The sequence below is a fragment of the Trebonia sp. genome (assembly GCF_030042015.1).
GTDB lineage: Bacteria > Actinomycetota > Actinomycetes > Streptosporangiales > Streptosporangiaceae > Trebonia.
Window position 1 is genome coordinate 1 of sequence record NZ_JASIAL010000538.1, and the last position, 11,784, is coordinate 11,784.

An 11,784-nucleotide genomic window follows, 5' to 3' on the forward strand; every position below is an offset into this window, starting at 1 on the left:
GGCGTCGGTGCTGGCGGCGTTCCGCGCCCTGAAGCCGCTGTCCGTGCCGACGATGGGCACCCCGTTCACCTTCGGCACCGCCTCGGCGCACCACCCCAACCAGGCCGCCTACATCGTCAAGATCGTCAACGGCGCCTTCGTCGACTACAAGACCGGCGAAAGCTGGCTCACCATCCCCACCAGCTAAAACCAGCAACCCACTAAAACCAGCAACCCGCGACCCGAGGACAGCCTGCTGACATGACAACGAACGTCCAGCCGCTCGATTTCAACCCGCCGTACCTGTATCCCGACTACAGATCGACCACGGTGGTGTCGCCGTCGAAACGGCCGGTCATCCTGCCCAGGGACTGGTTCGAGTTCGGGGAGGGCCCGGCGTACGGCCGGATCCCCGTCCGGGCCGGCGACAACGACCTGGTCAACGGGAACGGCGGCCGCCCGCAGGGCCAGCGGATCGTGCTGACCGGCCGGGTGCTCGACAGCGACGGGCGCCCGGCGCCGGACGTGCTCATCGAGATCTGGCAGGCCAACGCCTCGGGCCGCTACATCGACAGCGTCGACATGCAGTTCCAGCCGGTGGACCCGTATTTCACCGGCGCCGGGCGGACGCTGACCGACTCACTGGGCCGGTTCAGCTTCCGCACGATCAGGCCGGGAGCGTATGCCGGGCTGCCCGGCGGCCAGTTCCGGCCTTCCCACATCCACGTCTCCGTGTTCGGGTGGAGCCTGAGCACGCGGCTCATCACGCAGTGCTACTTCGAGGGTGACCCGCTGATCGCCCATGACGCGATCGCCCAGTCGGTCGGGGACCCGCGCGGGCTGGACCGGCTCATCGCCAAGCTCGACTTCGACGCGAACGAGCCGGGCGCCCTTGACTGCGCGCTCGCCTACAACTGGGACATCGTGCTGCGCGGCCCGCGCGCGACGCCGGCCGAGGCCGCGCGATGACCGAGCTCGTCCTCACCCCGTCGCAGACCAGCGGCCCGCTGTTCGGCTTCTGCCTCCTGTTCGACGGCAGCGACCGCGCCACCCCCGCGGCAGGCAGCACGGAAAGCACGCAAAGCACGGAAAACAGGCAAAGCACGGAAAGCGGCGTCCCCGTCAGCCTCGCCGGAACCGTGGTCGACGGGACCGGCCGCCCCTATGGCCTGCCGCGCGGGCTCATCGAGGTGTGGCACGGACAGCAGTGGGCGCGGGCGCGCACTGACGCCGACGGCAGGTTCCGGGTGTCCCTGAGCCGGCCGGCGCCGGGGCAGGCCCCGGACGGCCAGTTCCTCGCGCCGTACTTCAACGTCGCCGTCTTCGGGGTCGGCCTGCTCAAGCAGCGGATCACCCGGGTCTACTTCCCCGACGAGCAAGCGGCGAACGACAAGGACGCGGTCCTGCGGCTGGTTCCCCAGGAGGACCGCGGCAAGCTGATCGGCACCCTGGAGGACGACGGCACGCTGCGGTTCCAGATCGTGCTGCAAGGGGCCGGCGAAACCCCGACCTTCGAATGGTGAGAGATGGTGAGGCATGAAGATCGCTGCGTTCAGCGCCGGCGGTGACCGCCGGCTCGGCGTCGTGGCCGCCGATGGCATCTGGCCGCTGCCCGTCGGCTCGGACGTGCTCGAGCTGCTTGCCGCGACCCCCGAGGAGCGCGCGCGCGCCGAGGAGCAAGCACGGCGCGCAGGGTCCCCGCTCGCGCTGGCGGACGTCACGCTGCTTGCGCCGCTCAAGCCGCCCACGGTCCGCGACTTCGTCACCTTCGAGGCGCACGTCGAGGGGATGATGGCGGGCAACATCAAGGCGGAGTGGTATGAGGCGCCGTTCTTCTACTTCTCCAACGCCAACGCGGTCGTGGCCACCGGCGAGGACGTCCCGGTGCCGCCAGGATGTGTCGACCTGGACTTCGAGCTGGAAGTGGCGGCGGTCATCGGGACGGCCGGCCGTGACCTGACGGTCGCGGAGGCGGGCGGGCACATCGCGGCGTTCACGATCTTCAACGACTGGTCGGCGCGGGACATCGGGCGGCGCGAGGGCCGGCTCGGGCTCGGCCTGTCCAAGTGCAAGGACGGCGCGAGCACCGTCGGCCCCTGGCTGGTGACCGCGGACGAGCTCGAGCCCTACCGCACGGGCGACCGCTACGACCTGGAGCTCATCGCCTCCGTCAACGGCGTCCCGCTCGGCCGCGACACGCTGGCCAACATGTCCTGGTCGTTCGACGAGCTGGTGGCGTACGCGGCGCGCGGCGCCTGGGTATGCCCTGGCGACCTGCTTGCCTCGGGAACCTGCCGCTGGGGCTGCCTGGCGGAGCTGTGGGGACGGCGCGGACGCCAGGACCCGCCGCCGCTGAAGCCGGGGGATGAGGTGACCCTCCAGGTGCAGGGCATCGGGACGGTGACGAACCGGGTCGTCGAAGGCGCGCAGCCGCACCCGGTCCCGGCCGCCCGGCACGGCTCCAGGGCCGTCGCCGCGGAGACCGGCAGCTGATGGGTGGCAGGGCGCTGGTCATCGGCGGGACCGGGCCGACCGGCCCGCTGATCGTCGAGGGGCTCCTTGACCGTGACTTCGAGGTGACGATCCTGCACGGCGGGCAGCACGAGGCCGAATTCTCCGTGCCGGTGCGCCACATCCACGAGGACCCGCACTTCGCCGAGCCGCTGCTGCGGGGAATCGGCTCGCAGACGTTTGACCTGGTCGTCGCCCAGTACGGGCGGCTGCGGGTGTGCGCGGACGTGCTCGCGGGACGCACCGGGCGGCTGATCGCGATCGGCGGCGCGACCGGGATCGCCGCGCCGCCCGACGATCCCCGCTGGGGCGGTGCGGGCAGGCCGGTGATCGTCCCCGACGACTCGCAGATCCTCGTGGCCGACGAGGGGCCGGGCGGGCGCAACAAGATCGGGCGGCGGATGGTGCAGGCGATGGAGGCCGTCTTCGAGCACCACGCCGCGGGCGACTACAGCGCCACCTACATCGCCTACCCGCTGAACTACGGGCCCCGCACGCCAGGCCCGTACGACTGGACCGTCATCCGCCGGGCGCTCGACGGCAGGCGCAGGATCGTGGTGGCCGACGCCGGGCAGAAGATTGAGAGCCGGGTCTTCACCCAGAACGCGGCCGCGGCGGTGCTGCGGTGCGCCGACATGCCCGATGCCGCGGCGGGCCGGCGGTACTCGGTGACCGACGAATACGCGTTCACGATGCGCCAGCGCATCGAGTTCATCGGCCGCTGCCTGGACACCGAGTTCGAGATCATCGACATGCCCTACGACATCGCCTGGCCGTGCTACCCGTTCTACCGGCACTCTCCCGACCACCGGCTGACCACCAGCGTCCGCATCCGCAGCGAGCTCGGCTACGCCGACGCCGTCCCGGCCCCCGCGGCCATGGAGCTGTCGGTCCGCTGGCTGGTGGACAACCCACCGCCGGCCGGCGGGGAGCTTGAGCAGCAGATCGGCGACCCGTTCGACTACCAGGCCGAGGACGCCCTGATCGACCGGTGGCTGGACTGGCGCGACCGGTTCGGGAAGGTCGAGTCGCCGCTGCCGGCACCAGGTCACCAGTACCGACACCCGAAGAAAGAAGGACAGGCATGGCAGGCCGCGACGCCGCGATGAACGACGCAGGGGCCGCAACCGGCGGCCCGGGCGAGGGGAGCGCAGGCGGGGGACCGCTCGCCGGGATCCGGGTGATCGACTTCTCCATCGCCATGGCCGGGCCGACCTGCTCGCTGCTGCTGGCGGATTTCGGCGCCGACGTGATCAAGGTGGAGCGCCCGGCCAGGGAGCTCACCCGCTCCTGGGGGACGCACTACCACGGGCCGAATAAGGAGTTCTCCGGCCTGTTCCTGGCCCTGAACAGGAACAAGCGGGGGATGGCCCTTGACCTGAAGGACCCGTCCGACCTGGAGGTCGTCGAGGAGCTGATCAAGACGGCGGACGTGGTGCTCGAGAACTTCCGCCCCGGGGTCGCCGACCGGCTCGGGTTCGGCTACCGGCGGGCGCGGGAGCTGAACCCCCGGATCGTCTACTGCAGCATCTCCGGCTTCGGGCAGAACGGGCCGCTGCGTGACCGTCCCGGCCTGGACATGCTGCTGCAGGCGTACTGCGGCCACCTGAGCGTCACCGGGGAGGAAGGCCGGCCGTCGGTGCGCATCGGGCACTCCGCGATCGACCTGCTGACCGGAACGCACGCCGCGTACGGGATCGTGCTCGCGCTGCGCGAGCGGGACCGGACGGGGGTGGGCCAGCTGGTCGACACGTCCCTGTACGAGGGCGCCATTCAGCTGATGACCCACTACATCGCCGTGTGCTCGGGCTCGGGCGAGGTGCCGGGGAAGAGCGGGCCGTTCTTCGCCTTCAGCTCGCCCTACGGCGTGTTCAACGCCCGCGACCGCGAGTTCTTCATGGGCGCGGCGGACAACCGCATGTACCGCAGCCTCTGCGAGCTGATCGGCCGTCCCGACCTGATCGACGACGAGCGGTACAAGACCAACGCCGACCGGATCGAGCACCGCGCGGAGCTGCACGAGCAGATCATGCCGGTCTTCGCCACGAAGGACGCGCAGGAGTGGGTGGACCTGATGACCGAGGTGAACATCCCGGCCAGCCTGGTGGCCAACGTCGCCGAGGTCATCGAGCAGCCGCAGGCGCAGGCGCGGGACATGATCGTGCACACCGGCGTCGAGAACGTCTACTCGGCGGGGCTGCCGATCAAGCTGGACCGGACCCCGGGGTCGATCCGGCGCCGCGCGCCGAGCCCCGGCGAGCACAACGAGGAAATCCTGGCCGAGCTGCGAGCGTCCCGCGACGGGATCGGGTCCCGGCCGGGAGCCGCCTCGTGACGTCTGGCCCGGCTGTCGCGATCGCCGGCGCGGGCCTGGTCGGGGTCGGCGCGTTCGAGGGGGAGAGCGTCGCCTCGGTCGCTTCCCGCGCGGTCGGGGCAGCGCTGGCCGACTGCGGCCTGGCGCGGGCCGACGTCGACGGCCTGTTCGTGCACATTGGCCAGCCGCGCGGGCTTGACTACGACGAGATCGCCCGGCTGCTCGCGCTGAACGTCCAGGTCGTCATGCAGCCGTGGTCGCACGGCCGGTTCGCCGCCACGGTGCTCGGCGCCGCCTGGCAGGCGCTGCGGCTGGAGCTCGTGACCTGCGCGCTGTGCGTCGCGGTGTGGAAGCCAGGCGGCCGCCGGGCCGGGACCGTGTCGGCCGGCGGCGCGATGTTCGCCGAGACGCTGCGGGAGGGCGGCGGCCCGCACGCCGAGACCCCGTGGGCGGGGGCCGTCGCCCCGGTGTTCGGCGCGGCGCTCGCGACCCGGGCGTACTTCGAGCGGCACAAGCTGGACCTCGGGCTGCTCGGCGCCGTCCCGGTCGCCCAGCGCAAGGCCGCGCAGCGCAACCCCGTCGCGCTGATGCGAAAGCCGATGTCGCCTGACGACTACGCCGCCGCCCGCTTCATCGTCGAGCCGTTGCGGCTGTTCGACTGCTCGGTGCCCGCCGGCATCGGCGCGGCGTTCCTCCTGACGACCGGCGACCGGGCCGCCGACCTGCGCCAGCCCCCGGTCTACATCCGCGGCTGGCAGGGGATCCACGGCGGGCCCGACGAGTACATCTTCGGCCACCCGGGGCTCGGCGTCGACCAGGCGAACGTGTTCGACTACCGGCCGGCCGGCGCCGCCGAGCCGGTGTTCGGCCGGGCCGGCGTCCGCCCGGCCGACATCGACGCCCTCTACTGCTACGACGCCTTCTCCCCGCAGGTGCTGTGGACGCTGGAGCGGTTCGGCTACTGCGAGACGGGCGAGGCCGCGCATTTCGTCCAGGACGGCCGGATCGAGATCGGCGGGGACCTGCCGGTGAACACAAGCGGCGGCCACCTGTCCGAAGGCCACTCCAACGGCTGGGGGTCGTTCGCTGAGATCGTCGCCCAGCTGCGCGGGCAGGCGGCAGAACGGCAGGTGGACGGCGCGCGGCTGGCCCAGTGGGCGACCACGCTCGGCGACTCGGTGATCTTCGGTGCCGACGCGGGCTGAGGGCCGCCTGGCCAGCGTCGCCTGGGCAGGCGACGGCGACCCGGGCTACCTGCTGCGCCCCTCGCCCGACAGCGAGCGGTTTTTCGCCGAGCTCGCGGCCGGGCGCTTCGTCCTGCGCTTCTGCCCGTCCTGCGCGCGGCCGCGGTATCCGCACGCGCCGGTGTGCCCGTACTGCGGAACCGACGGCCACGAGTGGCGGCAGGCGCCGCCGGACGGCACGGTGCTGAGCTGGGCCAGGTGCCACCTGGAGTTCGTGCCCGAGTTCGCGCCGCTGCTGCCGTACGTGGTGCTCGACGTGCAGCTGACGGCGGGGGTCCGGATCATCGCCCGGCTGGCGCCGGGACAGCCGGAGCCCTTCGCCGGCATGGAGGTGCGGCTCGCGGCGGAGCGCTGGCCGGGCGGCGCCGCGGTCCCGATCTTCGTAGCAAGTGACTAGCGGAAGGAGCCCGCGGTGAAAGAGCTCAGCGGCCGCGTCGCCGTGGTGACCGGGGCGGCGAGCGGCATCGGGCGCGCGCTCGCGTCCAGATTCGTCGCGGAGGGCATGAGCGTGGTGCTCGCCGACGTCGAGCAAGAGCCCCTCGACCGCGCCGTGCGGGAGCTGCAGGACGCGGGCGGCAAGGACGCGGGCGGCCGTGACCGCGTGCTCGGCGTGCAGACCGACGTCTCGCGCCTTGAGCAGGTCGAGGCGCTCGCCGCGCGGACGCTGTCCAGGTTCGGGGCGGTGCACGTGGTCTGCAACAACGCGGGCGTCGGCAGCGGCGCCTCGCTGGCCGAGATCCCGCTCGAGGTGTGGCACTGGGTGATGGGGGTGAACTTCTGGGGAGTCCTCTACGGCTGCCGGGTGTTCCTGCCGCTGCTGCGCCAGCAGCCCGAGGGTCACATCGTCAACACCGCCTCCGTGGCGGCCCTGTGCGGGGAGGCGCCAACGACCGCCCCGTACGTGGCCTCCAAGGCGGCGGTCCTGGGCATGTCGGAGACGCTGCAGCGCGAGCTGGAGGACGCAGGCGAGCCGATCGGCGTGTCGGTGCTGCTGCCCGGGCCGGTGAACACGAACATCCCGACCTCGGACAGGAACCGCCCGTCCGGCGTGCCGTCGCTGCGCGACCACCCGTCACAAAAGCTCGCCCAGCAGTTCCTGCGCAGCGTGATGGGCACCACGTGGCTCGAGCCGGACCAGGTCGCGGCCATGGTGGTGGCCGCGATCAGGGACAACCGCTTCTATATCGTCACCCACCGGGAACGGACGATCGACATCGTCCGCAAGAGGCTCGAGCCCATGGGGATCCTCGACTCGATCGGGAACCCCGCCTGAGCCAGGCGAGCGCCAGCGAGAAGGGCAGATCCATGCGCGTGATCGAGGTAGCGGAGTTCGGCGGGCCCGAGGTGCTGCGGCTTGGCAGCCGCCCCGACCCGGTTGCGGGGCCGGGGGAGGTCGTCGTGGGCATCGAGTTCGCCACGGTCAACCCCAGCGACCTGGGCGCACGCAGCGGCGGCACGCACCGGCGGGTGCCCGGCATGCCGCTGCCGTTCGTGCCCGGCTGGGACCTGGCGGGCACCGTGCTGGCCATCGGCGAGGGCGTGACGCGGTTCCGGTCCGGCGACCGGGTGCTCGGGATGATCCCGTGGGTGCCGGTCCTGGCGCGGGTCGGCGCCTACGCCGAGGCGGCCGCGGTGGAGGAGTCGTGGCTGGCCCACGTGCCTGACGGGCTCGACCTCGCGGCGGCGGCCACGCTGCCGCTCAGCGGCCTGACCGCGGCCCAGGGCCTCGCGATCCTGAACCCGGCCCCCGAGTCGACCTTGCTCGTGACCGGCGCGAGCGGCGCGGTCGGCTGGTTCGCCACCCAGCTCGCGGTGCGGGCCGGCTGCCGGGTCCTGGCGCTGGCCAGCCACGGCGACGAGGCGTGGGTGGCGAGCCTGGGCGCCGAGGCGCTGCCGCGCGGCACAGACCTCGCCGCCGCCGGGCCGGCCGACAACGTGCTGGACGCCGTGCCGCTCGGCCCCGCCGCCGCGGCCGGCCTGCGGAAGGGCGGGACGGCGGTCTTCACCCGGCCCCCGCAGGACGCCGCGCCCGACGGCGTGACGTTCGAGACCGTGTGGGTCGAGCCGGACGCCGCGGGCCTGGAGCGGCTGGCCGCCGACCTGGCCGCCGGGCGGCTGGTCACCCGGATCGCCGAGGTGATCCCGCTGGCCGACGCCCCCCGCGCCCACGCGCTCGCCGAGCGCGGGGGCACGCGCGGCAAGCTCGTGCTCGCCACCGCCCGGCATGCCGGCAACGGCAAGTAAGAACAATAAGGAAACGCCCGGCGAGGCAGCGAGGCAGCGAGGCAGCGGAGACAGCGAGGTGCGCGTGACGGTACGTCTGTTCGGCGTCGGTGACGTCTTCCCCAACGTCGAGGACGGGCGCGGTGCCTTCAGGCACTTGTCCCCGCTGCTGCGCAAGGCGGACCTGGTCGTCGGCAACTGCGAGGGGGTCTACTCCGACCGCGCTTACCCGGTCCCGAGCCACAAGCACCCGATGATCGCGCCCAGGGCGCGCGGCGCGGCCCTGGGCGAGGCGCCGTTCCACCTGCTGAGCTGCGCTAACAACCACGCCATGGACGGCGGGTTCGAGGGGCTGTCGGACACCATCGACCTGCTCGCCGCCCAGGGCATCGCGGTGACCGGCGCGGGCAAGGATCTCGGCCAGGCGACGGCCGCCACGATCCTGGAGCGCGGCGGGACCAGGATCGCGTTCCTCGGGTTCTGCTCGGTGTTCCCCGTCGGCTACGAGGCACGCCCGGCGCGGCCAGGCATCGCGGCGATCCGGGTCCGCACCTTCTACGCCGACCCGGACCGCAACTTCTGGGAGCCGGGCATAGCGCCGGCGATCTTCACCGAACCGGTTGAAGAGGACCTCCAGACGTGTGCCCGGGCCCTGGAACGGGCCCGCGCGGCGGCCGACGTCGTCGTCGCGCTCTGCCACTGGGGCTACTCGAGCTGGCTGGAGGTCCTGCAGGACTACGAGCTGCGGCTGGCGCGGTACATCGTGGACCACGGGGCCGACATCGTCTTGTGCTGTCACCACCACAGCCTGCGCGGCGTGGAGTTCCGCGACCGGCGGCCGATCTTCTACGGGCTCGGCAGCCTGGTCCACCACATCCGCATCCCGGCGATGACACCGCAGGAGGCGGCCCGCCGGCGCGCCCGCGGCGCGGCGAACGCGCCGGCGGGCAGCGCGCAGTTCCCGCTGTTCCCGTTCGATCCCGATGCCCGGATGACCGGCATCGCGACGTTCGACGTGGCCGCGGACGGCTCGCTGACGGCGGGGTTCATCCCCGCGATGATCCTGCAGGACGGCTCGACCGAACCGCTGTCCGCCGATGACCCGCGGGCCGGCGAAGTGGCAGGCTACCTGGAGCGCATTACCCGCGAGCGCGGCTTTTCCACCAAGTTCTCCCGCGGCCAGTGGGAGGGCGTCATGCAGGTCGAGGTCGCCGCCGGAGAGGGGGAACCGTGATCGAGCACCCCGGCAAGGTCGCGATCGTGACGGGGGCGGCGTCGGGGAACGGGCGCGGCATCGCGCTGTCGCTCGCGGCCGCCGGGGCCGCCGTCGTCGTCGCCGACATGAGCAAATCGCCGCGCCCCGGCGGATTCGACGCCGAGCCTGATACCGACACCGACGACCTGATCCGCGCCCGCGGCGGCCGGTCGGTGTATGTCCGCGCCGACGTGGCCGAGGCGGACGAGGTCCGCAAGCTCGTGGCGTCGGCCGTCGGCGCGTTCGGCCGGATCGACGTCCTGGTGAACAACGCCGGCATCATGCCGGCGCAGCCGGTCAGCTTCACCGACGACTCCGAGGACACCTACGACGCGGTGATGCGCGTGAACGCCCGCGGCGCGTGGCTCTGCTGCCGCGAGGCGATCAGGCAGATGCTGCGCCAGGAGGACGCCGGCCGGGTGCGCGGCAAGATCGTCAACGTGGTCAGCATCTCCGGCGTGCTCGTCGGCTTCGGCGGCTTCACGCACTACGCCATGTCCAAGGGCGCGCTCCAGGCGCTCACCAGGACGCTCGCCGCCGAGTACGCGGCCAGGAAGATCACGGTGAACGCGGTCGCGCCCGGCTTCTTCCGCACCGCGATGACCGCCTCGGTGTACCGGGACCCGGAGGCGGCGCGCGGCTTCACCGAGACCGTCCCGATGGGGGAGACCGGCCGCCCTGAGGACCTTGGCGGCGTCGTCTCGTTCCTGGTCTCCCCGGCGGCGGACTACCTGACCGGCACGGTGATCCCTGTCGACGGCGGCTACACGAGCATCGCACCCATGCCCAGGCTGTGAGAAGGAGCAACGACCGATGAACAAGTTCATGCTGGCGAACCGCCGCAAGCAAGGCATGACGCTGGAGCAGTTCAACTATGAGTGGGGCGTCATCCACGTGGCGGTGATGCTGACCACGCCGTCCGCGATGCAGATTTTCCGGCGCTACGTGCAGGGCTACACGCTGGCGGACGTCGACGGCCAGGCGCTGGCCTACCCGCTGTCCCCGCAGCGGTGGGACGGGTTCGCGTCGCTGTCGTTCGAGACTCTCGACGACTTCGCCCGCTCGATGGAGGAGCCCGACTACCTGGTGCGCGCGCGGCCGCACGACTTCAGCGACCCGGCGATGGTGCTCGAGCTGACCGGCGAGGAGGTGATCTTCGACGACCTCACCGCCCCCGAGGAGGACGCCGTCAAGCTCGTCCACTTCCTGCGCCGCGCCCCCGGCGTCGGCCGCGAGCAGTTCGCCAGCGCCTGGCGGGCCGGATACGCCGCCGCGGTGACCGAAGCGACCCGCGATGCCAAAGGGCTGGTCAGGAAGTACGTGCAGAACCCGACGCTCGGGCTGGAGGGCAGCCCGTTCGAGGGTTCCGCGTACGCGCAGGGGATGTTCGGCAGCTTCGGCGGCATCGAGGAGTTCTTCTTCGCAAGCCGCGCCGACTTCGACGCGTTCACTGCGGACGCGGGGACGCGCGAGTTCCTGCTCAAGCGCGGGGCCGGGATCGTGGACCCGGACGGCAGCTTCTCGATCGTGGTCACCGACCGGCTCAGGTTCGCCAGCGCACCGTCGCCGGACGGCGCCTCCGTCTACTGCTGGGCCCCGCCCGGCCTGGAGGTCCGCAGCATCCCCGGCGTCTGGAGCGGCCCGGTCGGCTAGCCGAACAGGCCCAATTTTCATCAGAACGGTCCCCGGCTCCTCTTCGCGCGCCCGATTAGTCCCTCGGCGGTGTCGCCGGCGCGGTGCGCGTTCGCGTGCCCGGGGCATGGCTCCGGCTCCAAGTGATCGCGAAGACTGGCTCTGTCTGAAATAACGCGATCGTAAACGCCCCGCTGCAAATGGGGGGTACGCCTGAGTGGCGGGTCACCGAGGCCGGTTACATGGACTGGGGCGGTAGTTCTCCGGGGCGGGTATTCCCCGGCGCCGTGCTGATTCGGCGCCGGCTCATCATCATTCCCGGCCTGCTCCAGACAGCCGACTACGCGCGCGCACTGCTGGTCGCGGGCCAGGATGACACCCCTAGGTTTGTGCCTGTGGCCCCGGTCATGGAGTTAGGGGGCCTTGTGTCGCTATGGATTCGGCGCGGCGGGCTGGGTAGCCTGGGTTCTGGCAGGAGCGCCTGCCAGACTCCGAGCTGCCGTGGCCCGCGCCCGCGGTGGTGGTGAGGACAAGGGCCGCCGGTTCGCGCTAGCTGGGACAGATCAGTCACCGCTGAGCCAGGCGAGCAGGGCGCGGGGCAGCATCGCCGCAAGGGACATGGCGTG

13 protein-coding genes are annotated in these 11,784 nt (G+C 72.0%); all 13 read left to right on the forward strand.

The annotated features are described in order from the left end of the window. The coding region (locus Q1N79_RS28595; protein WP_300614181.1) for a hypothetical protein at positions 1 to 187 on the forward strand (187 nt) is incomplete at its 5' end. 53 nt (positions 188 to 240) lie between these two features. Next, positions 241 to 948, forward strand: a complete 708-nt coding sequence (locus Q1N79_RS28600) for a protocatechuate 3,4-dioxygenase subunit beta (protein WP_300614183.1) — start codon at positions 241 to 243, stop codon at positions 946 to 948. Then, complete coding sequence (locus tag Q1N79_RS28605) at positions 945 to 1,502, forward strand: hypothetical protein (protein ID WP_300614185.1); 558 nt, start codon at positions 945 to 947, stop codon at positions 1,500 to 1,502. Before Q1N79_RS28600 ends, Q1N79_RS28605 begins: the two co-directional genes overlap by 4 nt. Positions 1,503 to 1,515: 13 nt before the next feature. Further along, positions 1,516 to 2,472 (forward strand): fumarylacetoacetate hydrolase family protein, encoded by a 957-nt coding sequence (locus Q1N79_RS28610; protein ID WP_300614187.1) that lies wholly within the window; start codon positions 1,516 to 1,518, stop codon positions 2,470 to 2,472. Next, positions 2,472 to 3,599, forward strand: a complete 1,128-nt coding sequence (locus Q1N79_RS28615) for a hypothetical protein (protein ID WP_300614189.1) — start codon at positions 2,472 to 2,474, stop codon at positions 3,597 to 3,599. Before Q1N79_RS28610 ends, Q1N79_RS28615 begins: the two co-directional genes overlap by 1 nt. Further along, complete coding sequence (locus Q1N79_RS28620; RefSeq protein ID WP_300614191.1) at positions 3,575 to 4,825, forward strand: CoA transferase; 1,251 nt, start codon at positions 3,575 to 3,577, stop codon at positions 4,823 to 4,825. Before Q1N79_RS28615 ends, Q1N79_RS28620 begins: the two co-directional genes overlap by 25 nt. Beyond that, the gene (locus Q1N79_RS28625) at positions 4,822 to 6,009 is read left to right on the forward strand and encodes a thiolase family protein (protein ID WP_300614193.1); all 1,188 of its coding nucleotides are present in this window, start codon (positions 4,822 to 4,824) and stop codon (positions 6,007 to 6,009) included. Before Q1N79_RS28620 ends, Q1N79_RS28625 begins: the two co-directional genes overlap by 4 nt. Further along, positions 5,993 to 6,445, forward strand: a complete 453-nt coding sequence (locus tag Q1N79_RS28630; RefSeq protein WP_300614195.1) for an OB-fold domain-containing protein — start codon at positions 5,993 to 5,995, stop codon at positions 6,443 to 6,445. Before Q1N79_RS28625 ends, Q1N79_RS28630 begins: the two co-directional genes overlap by 17 nt. 15 nt (positions 6,446 to 6,460) lie before the next feature. Continuing rightward, positions 6,461 to 7,321 carry an SDR family NAD(P)-dependent oxidoreductase gene (locus Q1N79_RS28635; RefSeq protein ID WP_300614196.1) on the forward strand — a complete coding sequence of 287 codons (861 nt, stop codon included), beginning with the start codon at positions 6,461 to 6,463 and terminating at the stop codon, positions 7,319 to 7,321. A 32-nt stretch (positions 7,322 to 7,353) separates the two neighbouring features. Beyond that, the gene (locus Q1N79_RS28640) at positions 7,354 to 8,292 is read left to right on the forward strand and encodes an NADP-dependent oxidoreductase (protein WP_300614198.1); all 939 of its coding nucleotides are present in this window, start codon (positions 7,354 to 7,356) and stop codon (positions 8,290 to 8,292) included. A gap of 64 nt (positions 8,293 to 8,356) precedes the next feature. Then, on the forward strand, positions 8,357 to 9,505 hold the full coding sequence (locus Q1N79_RS28645) for a CapA family protein (RefSeq protein WP_300614199.1): 1,149 nt from the start codon (positions 8,357 to 8,359) through the stop codon (positions 9,503 to 9,505). Further along, a complete protein-coding gene (locus Q1N79_RS28650) occupies positions 9,502 to 10,323 on the forward strand; it encodes an SDR family NAD(P)-dependent oxidoreductase (protein WP_300614200.1) in 822 nt (273 codons plus the stop codon). The genes Q1N79_RS28645 and Q1N79_RS28650 overlap by 4 nt, the downstream gene beginning before the upstream one ends. A 16-nt stretch (positions 10,324 to 10,339) precedes the next feature. Continuing rightward, positions 10,340 to 11,179, forward strand: a complete 840-nt coding sequence (locus Q1N79_RS28655) for an EthD domain-containing protein (protein ID WP_300614201.1) — start codon at positions 10,340 to 10,342, stop codon at positions 11,177 to 11,179. Positions 11,180 to 11,784: the final 605 nt, after the last annotated feature.

Bases quoted from the DNA above. Each gene is read 5' to 3' on its own strand.
- Q1N79_RS28600 (WP_300614183.1), top strand. From the start codon at position 241: ATGACAACGAACGTCCAGCCGCTCGATTTCAACCCGCCGTACCTGTAT.
- Q1N79_RS28620 (WP_300614191.1), top strand. From the start codon at position 3,575: ATGGCAGGCCGCGACGCCGCGATGAACGACGCAGGGGCCGCAACCGGC.
- Q1N79_RS28640 (WP_300614198.1), top strand. From the start codon at position 7,354: ATGCGCGTGATCGAGGTAGCGGAGTTCGGCGGGCCCGAGGTGCTGCGG.
- Q1N79_RS28605 (WP_300614185.1), top strand. From the start codon at position 945: ATGACCGAGCTCGTCCTCACCCCGTCGCAGACCAGCGGCCCGCTGTTC.
- Q1N79_RS28610 (WP_300614187.1), top strand. From the start codon at position 1,516: ATGAAGATCGCTGCGTTCAGCGCCGGCGGTGACCGCCGGCTCGGCGTC.
- Q1N79_RS28615 (WP_300614189.1), top strand. From the start codon at position 2,472: ATGGGTGGCAGGGCGCTGGTCATCGGCGGGACCGGGCCGACCGGCCCG.
- Q1N79_RS28655 (WP_300614201.1), top strand. From the start codon at position 10,340: ATGAACAAGTTCATGCTGGCGAACCGCCGCAAGCAAGGCATGACGCTG.